This is a genomic window from Ramlibacter sp. MMS24-I3-19 (assembly GCF_050320135.1).
In the GTDB taxonomy this organism is placed as follows: Bacteria; Pseudomonadota; Gammaproteobacteria; order Burkholderiales; family Burkholderiaceae_C; genus Ramlibacter.
Genome location: NZ_CP190017.1, coordinates 1,716,308 through 1,736,522 on the forward strand (window position 1 = coordinate 1,716,308; position 20,215 = coordinate 1,736,522).

21 protein-coding genes are annotated in these 20,215 nt (G+C 70.9%); 14 read left to right on the forward strand and 7 right to left on the reverse strand.

From position 1 onward, the window contains the following. Nucleotides 1–103 precede the first annotated feature (103 nt). On the reverse strand, nucleotides 104–760 hold the full coding sequence (locus ACPWT1_RS08565; protein ID WP_427914948.1) for a BON domain-containing protein: 657 nt from the start codon (nucleotides 758–760) through the stop codon (nucleotides 104–106). 174 nt (nucleotides 761–934) lie between these two features. Between ACPWT1_RS08565 and ACPWT1_RS08570 the strand changes: the two genes are divergently transcribed. The 6 genes from ACPWT1_RS08570 (at nucleotide 935) to ACPWT1_RS08595 (ending at nucleotide 7,592) form a co-directional block, all read left to right on the forward strand. Next, complete coding sequence (locus tag ACPWT1_RS08570) at nucleotides 935–2,290, forward strand: efflux RND transporter periplasmic adaptor subunit (RefSeq protein WP_427914949.1); 1,356 nt, start codon at nucleotides 935–937, stop codon at nucleotides 2,288–2,290. Between the two features lies 1 nt (nucleotide 2,291). Then, entirely contained in the window at nucleotides 2,292–3,578 is a 1,287-nt protein-coding gene (locus ACPWT1_RS08575) for an ABC transporter permease (RefSeq protein WP_427914950.1), read from the forward strand. Further along, nucleotides 3,571–4,314 carry an ABC transporter ATP-binding protein gene (locus tag ACPWT1_RS08580; protein ID WP_427914951.1) on the forward strand — a complete coding sequence of 248 codons (744 nt, stop codon included), beginning with the start codon at nucleotides 3,571–3,573 and terminating at the stop codon, nucleotides 4,312–4,314. The genes ACPWT1_RS08575 and ACPWT1_RS08580 overlap by 8 nt, the downstream gene beginning before the upstream one ends. 77 nt (nucleotides 4,315–4,391) lie before the next feature. After that, nucleotides 4,392–5,624, forward strand: coding sequence for an ATP-binding protein (locus ACPWT1_RS08585; protein ID WP_427914952.1), 1,233 nt, complete (start codon nucleotides 4,392–4,394; stop codon nucleotides 5,622–5,624). 9 nt (nucleotides 5,625–5,633) lie between these two features. Further along, nucleotides 5,634–6,824, forward strand: a complete 1,191-nt coding sequence (locus ACPWT1_RS08590) for an FAD-binding oxidoreductase (protein ID WP_427914953.1) — start codon at nucleotides 5,634–5,636, stop codon at nucleotides 6,822–6,824. Between the two features lie 57 nt (nucleotides 6,825–6,881). Then, nucleotides 6,882–7,592: a cytochrome b/b6 domain-containing protein gene (locus ACPWT1_RS08595; RefSeq protein ID WP_427914954.1), complete on the forward strand. Its 711-nt coding sequence runs from the start codon at nucleotides 6,882–6,884 to the stop codon at nucleotides 7,590–7,592. 21 nt (nucleotides 7,593–7,613) lie between these two features. On the opposite strand, the gene ACPWT1_RS08600 is transcribed toward ACPWT1_RS08595, so the two are convergent. Further along, on the reverse strand, nucleotides 7,614–8,303 hold the full coding sequence (locus tag ACPWT1_RS08600; protein WP_427914955.1) for a VIT1/CCC1 transporter family protein: 690 nt from the start codon (nucleotides 8,301–8,303) through the stop codon (nucleotides 7,614–7,616). 43 nt (nucleotides 8,304–8,346) lie between these two features. Then, entirely contained in the window at nucleotides 8,347–10,080 is a 1,734-nt protein-coding gene (locus ACPWT1_RS08605; RefSeq protein ID WP_427914956.1) for a cation:proton antiporter, read from the reverse strand. Between the two features lie 77 nt (nucleotides 10,081–10,157). Between ACPWT1_RS08605 and glgP the strand changes: the two genes are divergently transcribed. Then, entirely contained in the window at nucleotides 10,158–11,867 is a 1,710-nt protein-coding gene (gene glgP / locus ACPWT1_RS08610) for an alpha-glucan family phosphorylase (protein ID WP_427914957.1), read from the forward strand. Here the strand turns inward: glgP and ACPWT1_RS08615 are convergent. The 4 genes from ACPWT1_RS08615 to ACPWT1_RS08630 all read right to left on the reverse strand — a co-directional run bounded on the left by ACPWT1_RS08615 (nucleotide 11,864) and on the right by ACPWT1_RS08630 (nucleotide 15,306). After that, entirely contained in the window at nucleotides 11,864–12,127 is a 264-nt protein-coding gene (locus tag ACPWT1_RS08615) for a hypothetical protein (protein WP_427914958.1), read from the reverse strand. The genes glgP and ACPWT1_RS08615 overlap by 4 nt on opposite strands. A 164-nt stretch (nucleotides 12,128–12,291) precedes the next feature. Further along, nucleotides 12,292–14,382 (reverse strand): copper-transporting P-type ATPase, encoded by a 2,091-nt coding sequence (locus tag ACPWT1_RS08620; protein ID WP_427914959.1) that lies wholly within the window; start codon nucleotides 14,380–14,382, stop codon nucleotides 12,292–12,294. Nucleotides 14,383–14,492: 110 nt separating this feature from the next. Beyond that, on the reverse strand, nucleotides 14,493–14,966 hold the full coding sequence (locus ACPWT1_RS08625) for a hypothetical protein (RefSeq protein WP_427914960.1): 474 nt from the start codon (nucleotides 14,964–14,966) through the stop codon (nucleotides 14,493–14,495). Between the two features lie 16 nt (nucleotides 14,967–14,982). Next, nucleotides 14,983–15,306 (reverse strand): heavy-metal-associated domain-containing protein, encoded by a 324-nt coding sequence (locus ACPWT1_RS08630; protein WP_427914961.1) that lies wholly within the window; start codon nucleotides 15,304–15,306, stop codon nucleotides 14,983–14,985. 188 nt (nucleotides 15,307–15,494) lie between these two features. On the opposite strand from ACPWT1_RS08630, the gene ACPWT1_RS08635 reads away from it, so the two are divergent. The 7 genes from ACPWT1_RS08635 (at nucleotide 15,495) to ACPWT1_RS08665 (ending at nucleotide 20,196) form a co-directional block, all read left to right on the forward strand. Beyond that, nucleotides 15,495–15,869, forward strand: coding sequence for a hypothetical protein (locus tag ACPWT1_RS08635; RefSeq protein ID WP_427914962.1), 375 nt, complete (start codon nucleotides 15,495–15,497; stop codon nucleotides 15,867–15,869). A gap of 96 nt (nucleotides 15,870–15,965) precedes the next feature. Continuing rightward, nucleotides 15,966–16,298: a hypothetical protein gene (locus tag ACPWT1_RS08640; protein ID WP_427914963.1), complete on the forward strand. Its 333-nt coding sequence runs from the start codon at nucleotides 15,966–15,968 to the stop codon at nucleotides 16,296–16,298. Continuing rightward, nucleotides 16,295–17,692 (forward strand): TolC family protein, encoded by a 1,398-nt coding sequence (locus tag ACPWT1_RS08645; RefSeq protein WP_427914964.1) that lies wholly within the window; start codon nucleotides 16,295–16,297, stop codon nucleotides 17,690–17,692. Before ACPWT1_RS08640 ends, ACPWT1_RS08645 begins: the two co-directional genes overlap by 4 nt. A 14-nt stretch (nucleotides 17,693–17,706) precedes the next feature. Next, nucleotides 17,707–19,068: a multicopper oxidase family protein gene (locus tag ACPWT1_RS08650; RefSeq protein ID WP_427914965.1), complete on the forward strand. Its 1,362-nt coding sequence runs from the start codon at nucleotides 17,707–17,709 to the stop codon at nucleotides 19,066–19,068. A 16-nt stretch (nucleotides 19,069–19,084) separates the two neighbouring features. Continuing rightward, nucleotides 19,085–19,387, forward strand: a complete 303-nt coding sequence (locus ACPWT1_RS08655) for a cupredoxin domain-containing protein (protein WP_427914966.1) — start codon at nucleotides 19,085–19,087, stop codon at nucleotides 19,385–19,387. Beyond that, nucleotides 19,384–19,842 carry a DUF411 domain-containing protein gene (locus tag ACPWT1_RS08660; protein ID WP_427914967.1) on the forward strand — a complete coding sequence of 153 codons (459 nt, stop codon included), beginning with the start codon at nucleotides 19,384–19,386 and terminating at the stop codon, nucleotides 19,840–19,842. Before ACPWT1_RS08655 ends, ACPWT1_RS08660 begins: the two co-directional genes overlap by 4 nt. Nucleotides 19,843–19,851: 9 nt before the next feature. After that, complete coding sequence (locus ACPWT1_RS08665) at nucleotides 19,852–20,196, forward strand: copper-binding protein (RefSeq protein WP_427914968.1); 345 nt, start codon at nucleotides 19,852–19,854, stop codon at nucleotides 20,194–20,196. Nucleotides 20,197–20,215: the final 19 nt, after the last annotated feature.

Genomic DNA, 20,215 nt, shown 5'->3' on the forward strand with positions numbered 1-20,215 from the left:
TGGGGTCCTTTGGTCGTGCATGGAAGTCCGTGGTGGCACCCTGCCGCCACGGGACCACTCTAGGAATGGCGCTGCGCGGCGGTTTGATTTCGCGCAAGCGGCGTCATGCCGGCGCCACGTGCAGCCGGTCCACCACGCTCGTCACGCCCCTCGCGGCGCGTGCCGTGCCGACGGCCGCGTCGTGCTCGGCCAGCGAATCGACGGTGCCGCGCAGCGTCACCACGCCGCTGTCCACCTCGATGCCGATGTCGCGCGCTTCGCGCACGGCGTGCCGGCTGAACGCGGCGCCAAGTTGTTGCCGCAGCTCCGTGGCATTCACGCGCTGGCGCAGGCGGATGTCGTTCTGCACGCCCTTGACGCCGATGATGGGCCGCACGGCATGTTCGGCGCTGGACGACTGGTACGCCCAGTCCACCTCGCCGCTGAGCGTCATCCAGCCGTCCTCCACCTCGACCTTGACGGCATCCTGCGGCACGAGCGAGTGCCACCGCAGCGCATGCACGGCGGCCTGGGCGATCTCGGCGTCGCTGCGCGAGTGCCCCGGCGCGAGGCGCACCTCGAGGTCCACGGCGATGCCGCGCACGCCGCCGACGCGACGGGCCGCCCGTTCCACCGCGTGCTTCTGCATGTAGGTGTCGACCGTTCCGCTGAGCGTGACGATGCCGTCCTTCACGCCGATGCCGATGTTGGCCTGGTTGACGGCCGGGTCCCACATCAGTTCACCCGTCACGTCGGCCTTGATGTCCATGTCTGTCTTCATCGCGTCTCTCCTGAAACAACCGCCAACACCGGCGGAGCGCTTCACTCTAGGGACGTGGCCCGCCGCGCAATTGACGGCACGCAAATGGCGGCCGCGCGGCCGTCGCCGTTGACGGACGTCAACTGGCCGGGCCGGCGCAGGCCCAGACTGCGGCAGATCCCGCGGAGCGCGAAGTTGTCCACGACCCTGCCGGCACCCGCCACCGTTGACGTTACCGTGCTGGCCGAAGCAGCGGACCAGCCGCTCGAGCTGCGGCCGGCCACGCCGCTGCAGGTGCAGTCGCCCGGGCGGCCGCTGCCGGCGACATGGGCGCAGCGGCTGCGGCAGCATGGCTGGGGCGTCGTCCTCGGGCTGGCAGTGCTCGCTGCGCTCGGCCTCGCGCTGGCGAGGTTCTGGCTCGGCCCGCAGGTCGCGGTGGAAGCGGTGGTGCGGCGCGACTTCGTCCAGACGGTGGTGGCCAGCGGACGCATCGAGTCGCCGCACCGCGTCGACGTGGGCACCCAGATCACGGGGACGGTCGCTGCCGTACCGGTCGAGGAGGGGCAGGAGGTCTCGCGCGGGACGGTGCTCATCGTGCTCGACGACAGCGAGCTGCGCGCGGTCGCGGAGCAGGCCGGGCTGGCGGTCGTCCAGGCCCGCTCGCGCCTGCGGCAGCTGCGTGAGGTGGACGCGCCCGCCGCCGAGCAGGCGCTGCGGCAGGCGCAGGCCAACGAGGCCACGGCGCTGCGCACGCTGCAGCGCAACCAGGAACTGGTCGCCCGCCAGTTCATCGGCCAGGCCGCACTCGAGGAGAGCGCGCGGGCCGAGCAGGTCGCGCTTGCACAGCTGCGCACGGCCGAGAAGCAGCTGGCAGCGTCCAGGGAAGGCGGCAGCAGCGACATGAATGCGGTCGCTGCGCTGCACGCGGCCGAAGCGGCAGCCCAGGCGGCGCGGGTGCGGCTGTCCTATGCGGTGCTCCGTGCACCCGAGGCGGGAACACTGATTGCACGCGACGTCGAGCCGGGCGACGTCGTCCAGCCGGGCAAGGCCCTCATGGTCCTGTCACCGGCCGGCGACACGCAGGTCGTGGTGCAGGTCGACGAGAAGAACATGAGCCTGCTGCGCGTGGGCCAGCAGGCGCTCGCCTCGGCCGACGCCTACCCGGGCCAGCGCTTCGAGGCGAAGGTGGCCTACATCAATCCCGGCGTGGATCCGCAGCGCGGGGCGGTGGAGGTGAAGCTGGCCGTGCCGCACCCGCCCGCGTACCTGCGCCAGGACATGACGGTATCGACGGACATCGAGGTCGCACGGCGCGCGAACGCCGTGCTCATCGCCGCCGACGCGGTCCATGACGCGCACGGCACCGCGCCCTGGGTGCTCAAGGTCGAGGGCGGCAAGGCGCGCCGGCAGCCCGTCGTCGTGGGCCTGAGCAGCAGCGGATGGTGCGAGGTCCTGCAGGGACTGCGTCCCGGCGACCAGGTCATGCGGGCGACGGCAGTCCGGTCCATCGGCGACGGATCGCGGGTGCGCGCGGTCCGGCAGGGAGCCTGAGTTGGCCCATGCCGCCATGGCCATCCCGATGGTCGCGCCGGCACGCGACCTGCCCGGCTGGCTGCCGTTCGAGTGGATCGTGGGCGTGCGCTTCCTGCGCGAGGGGCGCATGCAGACGGCCTTCATCCTGGTCGGCATCGCCGTCGGTGTCGGCGTGATCATCTTCATGTCGGCGCTGCTGGCCGGGTTGCAGGCCAACTTCGTGCGCCGCGTGCTCACCGGCCAGCCGCACATCCAGCTGGTGCCGCCGAAGGAGGTCGCGCGGCCGCTGCGGCCGCAGGCGCCCGGGGCGCAGGAGCCGGCGATCGGCATCGTGCTGCAGCCGCCGCTGCAGCGGGCCAAGGGCATCGACCAATGGCAGTCGGTGGCCGACACCATCCGCGCGCTGCCGGAGATCCGCGACGTCTCTCCCGGCCTGTCCGGTTCGGCGCTGGCCATCCGGGGCGTTGCGAGCCGTGCGATCACCATCACCGGCATGGAGCCCGCGCTGTACTACCGCATCATCCCGATGCCCGACAAGGTCGTCGCCGGCACCGCGCAGGTGGGCACGTCCGACATCCTGGTGGGCAGCGAGCTGGCCGGCGACCTGGGCCTGGCGGTGGGCGACAAGCTGCGCGTGACCACCGCGGCGGGCGGCGCCCTCGTGCTGTCGGTGGCGGGCATCTTCGACCTGGGCAACAAGGGCGCCAACCAGCGCAACACGTACGTCGCGCTGCGGACCGCGCAGACCCTGCTCGGCATGCCCGGCTCCGTCAGCGTGCTGGACATCACCGTGACGGACGTGTACCGGGCCGAGGACGTCGCCCAGCGCATCACCGCGCTCACGGGCGTGGAGGCCGACAGCTGGATCCACACCAACGAGCAGTTCTTCACCGCGGTGAACGCCCAGACGACGGCCAACACGGCGATCCGCTTCTTCGTTGCCCTGTCCGTGGCGCTGGGCATCGCGAGCGTGCTGGTGGTGTCGGTGGTGCAGCGGTCGCACGAGATCGGGATCCTGCGCGCGATGGGCATCTCGCGCGCCCAGATCCTGCGGGTGTTCCTGCTGCAGGGCAGCCTGCTCGGGCTGGGCGGTGCGGCGGTCGGCTGCCTGCTCGGCGCGGCCGCATTGCTGCTGTGGGCCCAGGTCGCGCGCAATCCCGACGGGACGCCGTTGTTCCCGCTCACGCTGGACCCGGCCTTGTTCGCGCTGGCGCTGGGGCTCGCGACCCTCACCGGGCTGGCTGCCGCCTTCGCGCCGGCGCTGCGAGCCGCCCGCCTGGACCCGGCGACCGCGATCCGTGGCTGACGCATTGCTCCATCCCGACGACACGCTGGCTGCCACCGGCGCGGCGACGGCGGCGCGCTCCGTGATCGTGAAGCTGGAAGGCATCCGCAAGTCCTTCAACGTCGGGGAACCCAACGAGACCGAGGTGCTGCACGGGATCGACCTGAGCCTGGCGATGGGGGACTTCTGCGCCGTCATGGGCCCGTCCGGATCGGGCAAGAGCACGCTGCTGAACATCGTCGGCCTGCTGGACCGGCCCACGAGCGGGCGGCTGTGGATCGCGGGGCAGGAGACCACCTCGCTGGATGAATCCGCATTGACCCGCCTGCGTGGCCACGCGATCGGCTTCGTCTTCCAGTACCACCACCTCATCACCGCGTTCACCGCCCTCGAGAACGTGATGCTGCCGATGCTCGGTGCACGCGGGTTTCCCAGCGCGCAGATCACGCGCCGCGCCGCGCTCCTGCTGGACCTGGTGGGCCTGACGCCGTGGCGCGATCACCCGGCGGGCCGCCTGTCCGGCGGCCAGCAGCAGCGGGTGGCGATCGCGCGTGCGCTGGCGATGGGACCGAACCTGCTGCTGGCCGACGAGCCGACCGGGAACCTCGACACCCAGAGCGCGGACGCCGTCTTCTCGCTGTTGCGGCATGCCTGCTCGGAGCAGGGAACGACCATCCTCTTCGTCACCCACAACCCCGCGCTGGCCGCCCGCTGCGACCACGTCGTGCGCGTGGTCGACGGCCGCCTGCTCGCCTGAGCGGCCGACTTGATCCGGCGCAAGTCGAGGCGCCGGCCACCACCTAAGGTGGACCGACTGCCCGAAGGAGGACACACATGATTCGCACGATCCCGCTCGGCGAGGCCGGTCGCAACCCGGCATCGCCGCCTGGCGCGGACCAGCGGTGGGAGGGTGACCAGCGATGGATCGGCCGCCGCGGCCTGCCGGTCGCCCAGGCTGGGTGCGTGGTGGCGCCGATGCACCGCGACGACCGGTTCGAGGTGGCGGTCCAGAGCATGATCGACCCGTTCGGCATCTACCGCGCCGTGCGGGATGCGTCGGGCAGCATCTTGGATTTCGAGGTCGTCTACGTCAACGACGCGGCCTGCCGCTCGAACCGGCTCACGCGCGAGCAGCAGGTCGGACGGCGCCTGTGCGACCTGTTTCCCAGCCTGCGCGGCACCGCGTTGTTCTCGCAGTACTGCGAGGTGGTGCGCAGCGGCCAGCCGCTCGCCCGCGAGGCGCACGAGTTCGCCGCCGACTTCGGCCAGGGCCACGAGGTGCGCATCTTCGACCTGCGGGCCTCCAGGCTCGGCGACGGATTCGTCGCGGTCTGGCGCGACATGACTGCCCAGCGGGAGCTCGAACGCCAGGCCCGCGAGGCGATGGCGCAGGCGCAGCGCCACAAGGACCAGTTCATCGCGGTGCTGTCGCACGAACTGCGCAACACGCTCACGCCGATCCGCTACGGCGTGTCGATGCTGCAGGCAGAAGCCGATCCGCACTTGCAGGACGACGGTGTCGTCGCGATGCTCGACCGCCAGCTGCAGAGCCTCACCCGGCTGGTCGACGACATGCTCGACGTGACGCGCATCGAGACGGGCAAGCTGGAGATGCGCATCGAGGAAGTTGCGCTGGCGGACGTGCTGCAGCGGGTGCTGGAGACCTGCCTGCCGGCGGTGCAGGAACGCGGGCAGGTGCTGCGGGTGGATCCGGTGCAACCCATGCTCCTGCGGGCCGACCCGGTGCGGCTGTGCCAGGCTTTGAGCAACCTGTTGCTGAACGCGGTGAAGCACAGCCGCGAAGGCGGCGAGATCCGCATCCGCGCCGAGGCGCGCGAAGGCACGGTGCGCATCGAGGTGAGCGACGACGGCGCGGGCTTCGACCCGGCGGACGCGGAGCGCATCTTCGGGCTGTACCGGCAAGCGGTCTCCGGCGCACAGGGCGGCCTGGGCATCGGGCTGCACCTGGTGCGCCGGATCATGGAACTGCTGGCCGGCGGCGCGGACGCGCGAAGCGCCGGCCCCGGCCAGGGCAGCACGTTCGGCGTGTGGCTGCCCAAAGCGTGAGGAGGCACGATGGACACCGCCATCGGGGACGAACATCGGTCCACGGTCGAACGGCTCTCGCAAGGCCTGAGGGATGCGCAGGGCCTCCCCGTGGGCCTGCTGCGCGGGCCTTCGACGTTGTACCGGGTGCGGCGCGCCGGGCCGCGCCACTGGGTCGACCTGTCCGGGCTCGACCGCGTCCTGGACATCCCGGAGCGCGGCGACTGGGTCGACGTGGAGGGCGGCGCCACCTGGCGGCAGCTGGTCGCGGCCCTCGCGCCACGCGGGCTGGTGCCTGCCGTCGTTCCCGAAGACGCGGACCAGTGCGTCGGCGCAGCGCTGGCGGATGTCGCGGTGGGCGCGGCGTCGTCCAGGCACGGGCCCGTGCACGCCACGCTGCTGGAGATGGACGTGCTCCTTCCCGACGGCCGCGTGGTGCGCTGCTCGGACGAGGAACGCGAAGACCTGTTCCACGGCTTCCCCGGGTCGTGCGGCACGCTGGGCTACGTGCTGCGCGCCCGGCTGCGGACGGAATCGGCCACGCCGATGCTCGCAGTCCGGGAGGAGCCCGTCGCTTCCAGCAGCGACCTCGTGGCCGTGCTGCTGCGGGATGCGGAGGACGACGTCCTCGGCACCGAGGGCCTCGCACGCAGCCGGCACGATGGGATGGTGCGTTCGGCGCGCTGCCTCGACGGCCCGCTGCGCCAGGGCGAGCGCGCGATGAAGCTGGAGGACTGGCTGTGGCGATGGACCCGCGACCGGGACGAGGCTGCCTGGGCATGGCGTCCGCCGGCCCGCCTGCACTTCGACGCGCCGGACGAGGACGTCGTGCAGGACGTGGTGGTGCCTGCAGCGGCTGCCGCGGAGCTGGTCGACCTGGTGCTGGAGGATCTCGGCATCCAGCCGCTGTGGCTGTGCGGCCTGCGCGGCGGCTGCGGTGCCGCCTCGCCGCTGTTCCCGCTGCGCGCCGAGGCGAGCTACGTCAATGTCGGGATCTGGGGCCGCGTGCGCGGCGCGGGCGATAGCTCGAGCGGCAATCGCCGGCTGGAAACGTGGGTGGCGCGCCTGGGCGGTTTCAAGGCGCCGTATGCGCAGTGCTTCCTGCCCTCCGACGAATTCGACCTGGCCTACGACATGGCCGCCTATGCGCGGCTGAAATCCAAGTACGACCCGCTGGGCCGGGCTCCGCACCTGTACGACAAGTGCGTGCGCGGAGGCTAGGCCGATGCGGGCACCTGCACGCCGCGTGCGACGCGGGCGCCGAACAAGGAGTCTTCGATGAACACGCTGTCCGCATCCCGCGCTGACATGGACGCACCGCGTCGCGCCCTCGTCTGGGACGCCCCCGTGCGGGTCTTCCACTGGCTGCTGGCCCTGAGCTTCGCCATCGCCTGGCTCACCGCCGAAGGCGAGAGCTGGCGTCTGGTGCACGTCACTGCCGGCTACACGGTCGCGGGCCTCGTCGCCTTCCGGATCGTCTGGGGGCTGGTCGGGTCGCGCCATGCACGCTTCGCCGACTTCGTGCGCGGGCCACGGGCCGTCGCCAGCTACGTGGGGTCGCTGCTGCGGGGACGGCCGGACCACCACGCGGGCCACAACCCCGCGGGCGCGCTGGCCATCGTGGCGCTGCTCGCGCTGGCCGCGCTGACCGCGGCTTCGGGCTGGGCCGCCTACACCGATGTCGGCGGCGAATGGCTGGAGGACGTGCACGAGGCGCTGGCGAACACGATGCTCGCGGTCGTGGTCCTGCACGTGGTGGCGGTGCTCGCCAGCAGCTGGCTGCATCGCGAGAACCTCGTGGGGTCGATGATCCACGGGCGCAAGGCCGTCCCCGAATCGGAAGGCATCCGCCGGCCCCGGCGCGGCCTCGCCGTGCTGCTGCTCGTCGCGGTGTTGGGGTTCTGGGCGCTGCAATGGCAGTCGGCGCCTGCCGGCGGATGGCTGCCCGGCGCGTCGGGCTCGCACCGCACCGACGACGACGACGATTGAGGGGCGATGCGCGCGGGCTGGCTAGACGGCCGCCCCGAACAGCACGCCGACACCGTAGGTGAGCGCCATCGCCAGGGCGCCCCAGAAGCCGACGCGGGCGGCACCGCTGGCCGCCGACGCGCCGCCGGCACGCGCGGCGATGCCGCCCAGCAGCACCAGCAGCGCGAGCGAGATGACGGTCACGGCGGTCGTCATCGCCGGGCCGGGCAGCAGCCACGCCACGAGCAGCGGCACGATGGCGCCGGCCGTGAAGGAGCCTGCCGACGCGAAGGCGGCCTGCACCGGACGCGCGCGCGTCGCATGCGAGATGCCGAGCTCGTCGCGGGCATGCGATTCGAGTGCATCGTGGGCCATCAGCTGCGCCGCGACCTTGGCGGCCAGCTCCGGATCGACGCCGCGGGCTGCATAGATGCCCGCCAGCTCCTGCAATTCGGCCGCGGGCTGCGCCCGCAACTCGCTGCGCTCGCGTTCCAGGTCGGCAGCTTCGGTGTCCGACTGCGAACTCACCGACACGTATTCGCCGGCGGCCATCGACATCGCGCCTGCCACGGTTCCCGCGACACCGGCCATCAGGATCGCGCCGGGCTGCGCACCGCCCGCAGCCACGCCCAGAACGAGGCTGGCGGTGGACACGATGCCGTCGTTCGCGCCGAGGACGGCGGCGCGCAGCCATCCGATGCGATCGGAGCGGTGGAGTTCACGGTGGCGCATGGCGGGCAGTATTCCACGAGGCAGGGCCTGCCCGCATGCCCGCTCAGGCGGGGTGCGTCTGCAACCTGCGCTTGCGCTCGGCTTCCAGCGTCCGGCCGCTGTCGGCATCGTCGAACCCGAGGTGGGCCAGCACCGCGCCGGACAGCTGCAGTGCGCCTTCCAGCGTCTCGGGGACCACCACGCTGGCCCCCGCCTTGAGCAGCTGCTTGGCATGCGCTTCGTCGCGCGACCGGGCGAACACCGGCAGCGACGGGAATTCCGCGCGGATCGCCGTCACCGTGTGCATGGCCGCCGCGGGCTGGTCCATCGTCATCACCACCGCGCGGGCCCGCTTCAGCTGCAGCTTGCGCAGCAGCTCGGGGCGCGCCGCGTTGCCGTAGACCACCGGCAGACCGCGCGCCCTCAGGCGCGCGACGGCGTGCGCATCGTTCTCGATCGCCACGAACGGCACCGACTGGCCCGCGAACACTTCCGCCAGCAGCTGGCCCACGCGCCCGCAGCCGGCGATCACCACGTGGTCGGCCAGGCCCTCGTGGGCAGCATCGTCCTCGGGCGCAAAGTGCGGGCTGTCCTGCAACCGTCCGGCGACCAGCGCGCCGAGCCGCGCCAGCAGCGGCGTCGCGAAGAGGCTGGCACTGACCACGAGCATTGCGAACCGCGCCACGTGGTCCGCCAGCAGCGTGGAGGCCGCCGCCTGCCCGATGGCCACGAACGCGAACTCGCCGCCCTGCGAGAGCAGCAGGCCGCTCTCGAGCGCCCGCCCCGCCGGAAGGCCGCCGAGCCGGAACACCACGGCGCCGGCGACGGCCTTCACCAGCACCAGCGCAGCCGTGGCGGCAAGCAGCGCCAGCGGCTCGCGCGCGACCGCCGCCAGGTCCACGCCCATCCCCACGCTCATGAAGAAGACGCCCATCAGCAGGCCCTTCAACGGCTCCACGGTGACCTCGACTTCGTGGCGAAACGGCGTGTCGGCCAGCAGCAGTCCGGCGACGAAGGCCCCGAGCGCCATCGACAGTCCCGCCGCTGCGGTGGCGCCGCCGATGCTCAGGACGGTGAGCAGCGTCAGCGACATGAACACCTCCGGCTGGCGCTGCTTGCAGAACGCATGGAACATCGGCCCGACCAGCCGCCGCCCCAGCAGGTAGATCACCACGATCGCCGCGACCGATTTCAGCAGCGCCAGCGACAGCAGCCAGCCGACGCCGGCGCCCGTGCTTGCGCCCATCACCCCGATCACGATCAGCAGCGGCACGACCGCGAGATCCTGCAGCATCAGCACCGAGAACACCGCCTGCCCGGCCGGGGTGGCCAACGCATGCCGTTCCGTGAGCAGCTGCATCACGACGGCCGTCGACGACAGCGCCAGCACCAGGCCCAGCACGAGTGCCTGCGTCCACGCCAGCCCGACCGAGGCCAGGGCGCCGCACAGCAGCGCTCCAGACAGCAGCACCTGCGCGATGCCCGCGCCGAACACCCACCTGCGCAACTCCCGGATGCGCGAGACGGACAGCTCCAGGCCGATGAGGAACATCAGGAAGATCACGCCGAGCTCGGCCAGCACGGACATGACCTCGCCGCCGCGGAACGACAGCCACGCCAGCGAGGGCACCCTGTCGATCAGCACGCCCAGGCCGTGCGGACCGAGGAGGGTGCCTGCCGCGAGGAAGCCGAGGACCTGGTTGACCCGCAGCCGCTGCAGCAGCGGGATGAGGACGCCGGTGAGCGCGAGGAAGAGCAGCGTCTCGCGCAGGTAGAGGACTGAGCCTTCGCCATGCATGCGGGGACCATACCCGATGGCGACGAGCTGCCAGCGTCCGATGCGCAGCTCCGCGGCCAGGCAGATACTCCCTGGCCATGGACGATTCCTCTTCCACTGGCACGCACCCGATGCTCGACGCGCTTCGCGGCACGCCGCACGTCGCGTATTTCTCGATGGAGCTGGCGCTGGAGCCTTCCATCCCGACGTACAGCGGCGGGCTGGGCGTGCTGGCCGGCGACCTGATGCGCACGGCCGCGGATCTCGCCCTGCCCATGGTGGCGGTCACGCTGGCGAGCCGTAGAGGCTACGTGCGCCAGCGCATCGAGGACGGCGCGCAGGTGGACGAACCGCAGCCGTGGGACCCGGCCTCGGCGGCGGTGCGCGTGCCGGTCAAGGTGCCGGTCTCGGTCGAGCGCCGCACCGTGTGGGTGTCGGCCTGGTGCTACCGCGTCCAGACGCAGTGCGTCACGGGTCGCGCGATGCCGGTGCTGCTGCTGGACACCGACCTGCCCGAGAACGCACCGGCCGACCGCGGCATCACCGACGTGCTGTACGGCGACGGGCCCGGGCTGCGCATCCGGCAGGAGATCGTGCTGGGCATCGGCGGCCTCCGGCTGCTGCATGCGCTGGGCGCGCGCGTGCTCAAGTACCACATGAACGAAGGCCACGCCGCGTTCCTCGCGCTCGAACTGCTGGCCGCGCAACGGGCGGCGCACCAGGGCGAAGAAGCGGTCGAGGCGGTGCGCCGGCAGTGCGTGTTCACGACGCACACGCCGGTGGCTTCGGGCCACGACCGCTTCGACTGGGCCCTGGTCGCGGAATGCCTCGGCGAACCCGTCGACGCCGCGCTGATGCGGCGGCTGGCGGGCGAGCAGGACCTGAACATGACGCTGCTGGCGCTGAACCTGAGCGGCTGGATCAACGGGGTTGCGCAGCGCCATGCCGAGCTCTCGCGCGAGATGTTCCCCGGCTATGTGGTGCACGCGATCACCAACGGCGTGCATGCCTGGACCTGGGCCTCGGATGCGCACCGCGCGCTGTTCGACCGCTTCGTGCCGCACTGGTGCGTCGAGCCAGAGATGCTGCTGCATGGCAGCGGCCGCATCCCCGACGACGCGCTCGAGGGCGCGCACCGCGACTGCAAGCAGGCGCTGCTCGACCACGTCGCCGACGCAGTGCCCGGCGCGCGGCTGTCGGCGGAAGTGTTGACCATCGGCTTTGCGCGCCGCATGACCGCCTACAAGCGGCCGCACCTGCTGTTCGAGGATCTCGCCCGGCTGCGTGCGATCGCGCGGCGCCATCCGCTGCAGGTTCTCGTGTCGGGCAAGGCGCACCCGGCCGACACGCAGGGCAAGCGGGAGATCGAGACACTCCACGCGATCGCGCGGCAGCTCGAAGGCGAGGTGCCGGTGGTGTTCCTGCCCGATTACGGGATGGCGTCGGCGCGCCTGCTCGTCGCCGGCTGCGATGTCTGGCTGAACACGCCGCGGCCGCCGCTCGAGGCCTCGGGCACGAGTGGCATGAAGGCGGCCTTCAACGGCGTGCCCCAGTTGAGCGTGCTCGACGGCTGGTGGCTCGAAGGCTGGGAGGAGGGCGTGACGGGCTGGTCGATCGACGACACCGGCTCCGACGCCGGCGATGCGCTGTCGCTCTACGGGAAGCTCGAGGGCGCGATCGCGCCGCTGTACTACGAGCAGCGCGCGGGTTGGACGGCGCTGATGCGCAACGTGATCGGGCGCAACGGTGCGCTGTTCAACAGCCACCGCATGCTCAGGCACTACCAGCTGGAAGCCTATTCGCGCTAGCCCGTCCAGGTCCTGAGGAGCAGCACGCCGTCGGGCGTCCATGTCATCCCGCAGCCCTCGGCCGTCACCTGCAGCAGCGTTCCGGCGTCGCTGTAGCGGACCACCGCCGTTCCACCGGCCGCGAATTCCAGCTGGTGCGTCGTGCCCGCCGGCTCGCGCAGCACCGTGTGCGACGCCAGCTCACGCAGGTCGGCAATGCCGACCGCCCGCACGTTCTCGATCTCGACTTCGTGTGCACGCAGATCCGTTTCCGTCGTCATGGCTGTCGCCTCCTTGCGCAACAAGGCTGTCCCGCCTCGATGGATCCTCGGGTAGGCGGGGTCGCGTTTCCTGGTTCGGAACTGTCCGACGGCGGCGCGCTTGCGGTCAACCTCGTGCGCAGGCGCGCGCGCACGAGCCCTGGATCGACGAAGCCAACGGCAGCTCAGTCGACCTGGACGCTGCGAAGGCGCAGCGCGTTGGAGATCACGCTGACCGATGACAGCGCCATGGCCGCGGCGGCCACGACGGGCGACAGCAGCAGCCCGAAGAACGGGTAGAGAACGCCGGCAGCGAGCGGGATGCCGGCGACGTTGTACGCAAAGGACAGGAACAGGTTCTGCCGGATGTTGCGCATGGTGGCGTGGGAGAGCTGGCGGGCACGCACGATCCCCATCAGGTCCCCCTTGAGCAGCGTGACGCCGGCGCTTTCCATCGCAACGTCGGTCCCGGTGCCCATGGCGATGCCGACCTCGGCAGCCGCAAGCGCCGGAGCATCGTTGACGCCGTCGCCGGCCATCGCGACCGAGCGTCCTTCCCGCCGCAGCCGCTCGACGATGTTGGCCTTGTGCTCGGGAAAGACCTCGGCCACCACCTCTGCGATGCCCAGTTCGTGGCCCACCGCCTGCGCCGTCGTTCTTCCGTCCCCGGTGAGCATCACGATCCGCACCCCGGCTTCGCGCAGCGCGTTCAGGGCCGCGCGCGTCGTGTCCTTGATCGGGTCCGCGATGGCGACGAAGCCGGCCAGCGTGCCATCGAGCGCGACGAAGATGACGGTGGCGGAACGCGTGCGCTGCTGCTCGGCGGCTTCCTGCAACGGCGAAACGTCGACGCCCTGGTCCGCCAGGAACTTGGCGGCGCCGCTCACCAGCCACACGCCGGCCACCTTGCCGACCACGCCCTTTCCAACCGGCGAGTCGAAGTCCGCCACCTCCGACAGCGGGAGCCTGCGCTCCTGCGCGGCCTGCACCACGGCCATGGCAAGCGGGTGCTCGCTGGCGCGCTCGACGCTCGCGAGCTTCTGGAGCAGGTCGTCCGCGTCGAAGCCGGGCGCCGGCTCGACGTGGACGACCCTGGGGCGGCCCTCCGTCAGCGTGCCGGTCTTGTCCACGACCAGCGTGTCGACCTTCTCCATGCGCTCGAGTGCCTCGGCATCGCGGATCAGGACGCCATGCTGCGCGCCCCGGCCGACGCCGACCATGATGGACATCGGCGTGGCCAGTCCCAGCGCGCACGGGCAGGCGATGATCAGGACCGCCACCGCCGTGATGAGCGCATAGGAGAACGCCGGACTCGGTCCCCAGAACAGCCAGGCGCCGAAGGTGAGGAGCGCCACGGCGATGACGGCGGGCACGAACCAGGCTGCCACCTCGTCGGCCATGCGCTGGATGGGCGCGCGGCTGCGCTGTGCAGCGGCGACCATGTGCACAATCTGCGCGAGGAGGGTGTCCGCCCCGACCTTCTCGGCCCGCATGACGAACCCTCCGGTCTGGTTGATGGTGCCTGCCGTGACCTTGGCGCCGACGGACTTGCGGACCGGCATCGGTTCGCCGGTCACCATCGACTCGTCGACGTTGGCCTTGCCTTCCGTAAGTTCGCCATCGACCGGCACCTTCTCGCCCGGGCGGACGCGCAGCAGGTCGCCAGGCTGGATCGCCTCGACCTCCACCGTCTCGTCGCCGCCGTCGGCGCGCACGCGCACCGCCGTCTTCGGTGCCAGGCCCAGCAACGCCTTGACGGCGCCGGAAGTCTTCTCGCGGGCCCGAAGCTCGAGCACCTGGCCCAGCAGGACGAGCACCGTGATGACGGCCGCGGCCTCGAAGTACACGGCGATCGAGCCGTCGTGCCCGCGCAGTTCCTGCGGGAACAAAGCAGGGGCGAAGGTGCCGACGATGCTGTACAGCCAGGCCGCGCCGGTGCCCAGCGCGATCAGCGTGAACATGTTGAGGCTGCGGTTCTGCAGCGACGCCCAGGCCCGCACGAAGAACGGCCATCCGGCCCACAGCACCACGGGCGTGCCCAGGGCGAACTGGACCTGGTTCGAGGCCTGCCCCGGAAGGAGGTGCCAGCCGAGGAGGTGCCCGCCCATCTCCAGCACGAAGACGGGCACCGTGAGCGCCAGGGCGATCCAGAACCGGCGCGTCATGTCCCGCAGTTCGGGGCTCTCGCCGGAGTCCGCGGTGGCGACCACCGGCTCGAGGGCCATCCCGCAGATCGGGCAGTGGCCAGGGCCCATCTGCCGGATCTGCGGGTGCATCGGGCAGGTGTACTCGACTTGTGCGGCATCGCCGCCGGGCGCGTCGCGTCCGGTGGGGTGATCGTGGGCGATGTGGATGTGACCCTGCTGGCGAATGTGAGTGCTCCAGGCTACCGCGGACGCTCCGTCGCCGCCGCGCGATCGACCATCATCTGCATCATCTGTTCCATCATGGCCATGCGGCGCTCCATGCCCTCGTGCATCGCCATCATCCCGCCCATGCCGGCCGTGCCGCCCATGCCGCCCATCTGGTTCATGGCGCCAGGGCCCTTGTCGGCCGGTGACGGCCCTCCCGGCTGGCCGCCGCCCATGCGCGACATCATCTCCATGCCGGACTGCATCAGCTTCATGTGTTCGCCCATGAGCGCCTGGCGTTCCGCCGGCGTCCTTGCGGCCTGCATGCGCCTGTGCATGTCCTGCATCCTGGCCATCTGCTCGGCCATCCTGTCGCTCGCGGGTGCCGTCGCGGCAGGTGCCGACGCGGCGCCGTCCGGGTGATGTGCCGCATGGTCCTGCGTGTCGGCTTGCGCCATCGCGAGTCCCGCAGCCAGGGTCAAGGCGCACAGCAGCGCAGTGGATTTCATGAAGCTCTCCCAAGTGTCAGTTGCAGCATCCCCCCTTGGCCGGCCCGGCCGTTTGCGTCACGTCAAGTGCTTGCGCCTTCGTGGAGCCACATCCGCAGCCGCAGCCGCAGCCGCGGGCGGCAGCCGGCTGCGGGCGGCCTTGCACCTCCATCGGGCTGTAGCCGGCGGCACGAATGGCCGCCTGGAGAGCAGGGCCGGCGAGGGCGGCCGATGCGATGCGGACCAGGTGTTCGCCGATGTCGAATTCCAGCCGGGCTGCCGGGTCCTCGGCGCGGACTGCGCCGGCAATCGTGCTGGCGCAGTGCCCGCAGGTCATGTCGGAGATTCGGAAGGTGACCATGGCTTGTCCTTTCAATCGTTGATGAAGCCATCGTCAACCTTGACATGATGGGAGTGTCAAGCGAGTCGCGCGGGCGATGCGGGGCCTTGACCCTCCCACGGGGGAAGGTCCAGACTGCGATCGAACTGGTCCCGGCGGCCCAGCTGCGAAGCGAAGAAGCCCTCCCTGCACGTGCTAACCTCATTTCCGTGAAGACACTCCGCGTCTGGCTGCTGGTGCTGCTGGCCATCGCACTCCCGATGCGGAGTGCGATGGCTGCCGCGATGCCGTGCGCGCCCACGTCCGGTCACGCCCACGCGGCCGCATCGACGGCGCACGGGCATCCGGCCCAGGGCGAGGCGGCGAGCCATGTGCATCCCGCTCACGACCACGAGTCCGCGTCAGGGCACGATGGGGCGGACAAGTGCAGTTTCTGCGCCTCGTGCTGCTCCGCGACGGCTCCGGTGGCGTCGAGCCTCTCCCTCGCGCAGGCACCGCCCGCGGTCACGCAGTTCCCCGAGCACCGCGCGCCCGCCGCCGAGTTCTTCTCCGGCGGCCAGGAGCGCCCACCCCGAAGCATCTGACCCCTCCAGGCCTCCGCGCGAGGCCCGACGGCGCACGTGCGTCCATCCGCACGTGCATCGGCCGACTGACCGTCGGCGGCTCAGATTGCTCTGGACATGAACACGAAACGATCCTGGCTGGTCACGGCCACGTGCCTGGCACTTCCTCTCGCGGCGGTGGCGCAGGCCAACTCCGCCGAGACTGCAACGCTCGCACCGGCACTGCGGTACGAGTCCGCCTTCTCCGACTACAAGCCATGGCAGGACATCCAGCCGGGTGACTGGCGGGCCCTCAACGAGGAGCTCCGGAAGACACCGGCGGGACAAGGCGCGCACACGGCAGCACCGGCAGCTGGCGGTACGCCGACCCAGCCAACGCGGCCGGTCGATGGCCGGCAAACACCGGCGGCGGACCATGGCGCGCACCACATGCACGGGGGCGCGCAATGACGCGTTTGACCGCAGTTGCTGCGGCCACCGTCCTCCTGGCGGGCTGCGCCTCGTTCTCTCCGGACGGCGGCTTCGACGCCGTCTCCGGCCTCACGAAGGAACGCACCGGGCAACCCGTCGCCATGCAGCGCACGGACCACGAGCGCCAGGCCGCCCAGGACCGGGTGAACGAGCTGCTCAGGCAGCCGCTGACGGCCGAATCTGCCGTCGAGGCCGCGCTGCTCAACAACCGCGGACTCCAGGCACGGTTCGGCGAGCTGGGCATCGCCGAGGCCGACTACGTCCGCGCGGGCCGCCTGCCGAACCCCGTGTTCAGCTTCGGGCGGCTCTCGGGGGGCGGCGAGGTCGAGATCGACCGCGGCGTGCTGTTCAACATCCTGGGCCTGCTCACGATGCCGGTCGCCTCGCAGGTCGGGCAGCGTCGTTTCCAGCAGGCCCAGTACCAGGCCGCGTCCGACGCCGTGAGCCTGGCCAGCGAGGTTCGGCGCGCGTACTTCGACGCCGTCGCAGCCAGGGAGCTGGAGCGGTACGACCAGCAGGTGAAGGAGACTGCCGACGCGTCGAACGAGCTGGCCCGGCGCATGCTGCAGGCGGGCAACTTCAGCAAGCTCACGCAGATGCGGCAGCAGGCGTTCTACGCGGATGCCACCGCCCAACTCGCTCGCGCACGCCACCAGGCCACGGCCGCGCGCGAGCGGCTCGCGCGTTTGCTCGGCCTCTCCGGCGAGCAGCTGGACCTCCAGCTTCCGGAGCGGCTTCCCGACCTTCCCGGGCAGCCCGCCGAACCGCGCGACGCGGAGCGCACCGCGATGGACAAGCGACTGGACGTCCTGATGGCCAGGCGCAATGCCGAGGCCACCGCCAGGTCGCTCGGACTCACCCGGGCCACGCGCTTCGTCAACGTGCTGGAAGCCGGGTACCAGAACAAGAGCCAGACCGGAGCACCGCGGGCGAACGGCTACGAGATCGAGCTGGAGCTGCCGCTCTTCGACTTCGGATCCACGCGCGCCGCACGGGCGGAGGCCACCTACATGCAGGCCGTGAACCGCACCGCGGAGGTGGCCGTCAACGCCCGCTCGGAGGTGCGCGAGTCGTACTCGGCCTACCGCACCGCTTACGACCTCGCCAGGCATTACCGCGACGAGATCGTGCCCCTTCGCAAGCGCATCTCCGAGGAGAACCTGCTCCGCTACAACGGCATGCTGGTCGACGTCTTCGAGCTGCTGGCCGATGCGCGTGAACAGGTGGCCGGCGTCACCGGCTACGTGCAGGCGCTGCGCGACTTCTGGGTGGCCGATTCCAACCTGCAGACGGCGCTCACGGGCGGATCGCCGGGCGCATCGTCGATCTCCCGGCCTTCCAGCGCCGCCGCGGCGCCGGCTGCCGGCCACTGAAAAAGAACCCGACCATGTCCAATCGCCGTGATTTCTTCCGGGCCGCCAGCGCCGCTGCGCTGGGAGCCGCTGCCGTCAGCCGGGTCGGTGCCGCGTCGCTGCCCGAAGCGGTCGTTCAATCGTCGGCCGCCACGTTGCCGCCGCCGGCGCCGGGCACCGGCAGGCCGTTCAACCCGGTCGTGACCCTCAATGGCTGGTCGCTGCCGTGGCGCATGAACGCCAACGTCAAGGAGTTCCACCTGGTCTGCGAGCCCGTGGTGCGCGAGTTCGCGCCGGGGATGAAGGTGAACATGTGGGGCTTCAACGGTTCGAGCCCGGGGCCGACGATCGAGGCGGTCGAAGGTGACCGCATCCGCATCTTCGTCACCAACAGGCTGCCGGAGCCCACCGCGATCCACTGGCACGGGATCCTGCTGCCTTCGGGCATGGACGGCGTGTCCGGCCTGACGCAGCCCGCCATCCCGGTCGGCAAGACCTTCGTCTACGAGTTCACGCTGCTGCGGCCGGGGTCGCACTTCTATCACACGCACCTGGACGAACAGCTGCAGCTGGCGCTGGGCATGTATGGCTGCCTGGTGGTGCATCCGAAGGACCCGGGCTTCATGAAGGTCGATCGCGACTTCATGTTCATGCTGGCCTCGTACGACGTGGAGCCCGGTGCGATGACGCCGAAGGTGAGCACGATGACCGAGTTCAACATGTGGACCTGGAACAACCGCGTGTTTCCCGGCATCGATCCGCTGGTGGCGCGCACGGGGGACCGCGTGCGCATCCGCATCGGCAACCTCACCATGACCAACCACCCGATCCACATGCACGGGCCGAACTTCGAGGTGACCGGCACCGATGGCGGCTGGATCCCGAAGCCGGCGCGGTGGCCGGAAGTCACCACCGACATCGGCGTCGGGCAGCTGCGCGCGATCGAGTTCCAGGCCGTCGCGGGCGACTGGGCGATCCACTGCCACAAGTCGCACCACACCATGAACGCCATGGGCCACAACGTGCCCACGATGGTGGGTGTCGACCAGAAGGGCGTGGCCGAACGCATCGCGAAGCTCGTGCCCGACTACATGGTGATGGGCGACAAGGGCATGCACGACATGGCGCAGATGGAGATGCCCCTTCCCGACAACACGCTTCCCATGATGACCGGCACGGGTCCCTTCGGCCCCGTCGGCATGGGCGGCATGTTCAGCGTGGTGAAGGTGCGCGACGACGTGCGGCGCGGCGATTACAGGGACCCGGGGCCGTACAGGCACCCGCCCGGAACCGTCGCCTACGAGTACACGGGGCAGTTGCAGGAGCCCGCCCGCGCCCAGGTGCTGGCGCCGGACGACAAGCTGAGCGTCCGCAAGCCCGGCGGACATGGCCATTGAAAGAACAGGACAGAAGATGAGGCACTTCCACGCATTCGTCGTCGGCGCTGCGCTTGCCGGCGCGGCTGCAGCCTTCGCGCATGGCGACGACCATCACGCGACTCCTGCGCGCAAGTTCGACGCGGCGAACGTCGAGCACGCGGAGTTGATGAAGCGGTTCCCGGGCATGGAGCACGACGATCCCAACATCGCGCACGTCAAGCCCGGCGCCACGGGCGAGCTCGTGTGGCAGTTCACGAGACCCGGAGAGTTCCAGTTCGCCTGCCTGGTTCCGGGCCACTACGAAGCAGGCATGCTCGGAAAGGTGGTGGTGCGATGAAGCGCCGGAAGTTCGTCATGGCCGCAGCTGCTGCGGCATCCGTCACCGGCTTGCCGGTCATTGCGGCCCAGGGCTTGCCCCCGGTGGACGTGTTCAAGACCGCGGCTTGCGGGTGCTGCGAAGGATGGATCGAGCACCTGAAGGCCGCGGGATTCCCGGTGAGGGTGACCGTCGTCGACGACACGGCGCCGGTGCGCAAGCGGCACGGCATCCCGGACCGGCTCGGCAGCTGCCACACCGGCGTCGTCGGCGCCTATGCCCTCGAAGGGCACGTGCCGGCCGCCGACATCAAGCGGCTGCTGTCCACCAGGCCGGCGGCTGCGGGACTGGCGGTGCCCGGCATGCCCGTCGGCTCGCCCGGCATGGAGGCGGGCGCCCGCAAGGATCCGTTCGAGGTGCTGCTGGTCGACCGGTCCGGTCGCTCGAGCGTCTTCGCCTCGTACAACAAGTCCTGAGAGACCGTCATGAAGTTGAACCACATCCTCGTCGCGCTGGCCCTTGGCGGCGCGGCCATCGCGCATGCGCAGTCCGCGGAGCCCGTGGACCACGCTGCCCACCACGCGCAGTCCGGCGCCGACGCGCAGGAGCTGCTCTCGCAAGGCGAGGTGCGCAAGGTGAATCGCGAGGCCGGCAAGGTGACGCTGCGGCACGGGCCGCTCACGAACCTGGACATGCCCGCGATGACCATGGCGTTCGCCGCCGCCGACCCGAAGCTGCTGGACGGCCTGAAGGAGGGCGACAAGGTCCGCTTCACCGCCGAGCGCAAGGACGGGGCCTTCGTCGTGGTCGCGATCCAGCGGATCGAGTAGCCGACAGGCTGCCTCGGTC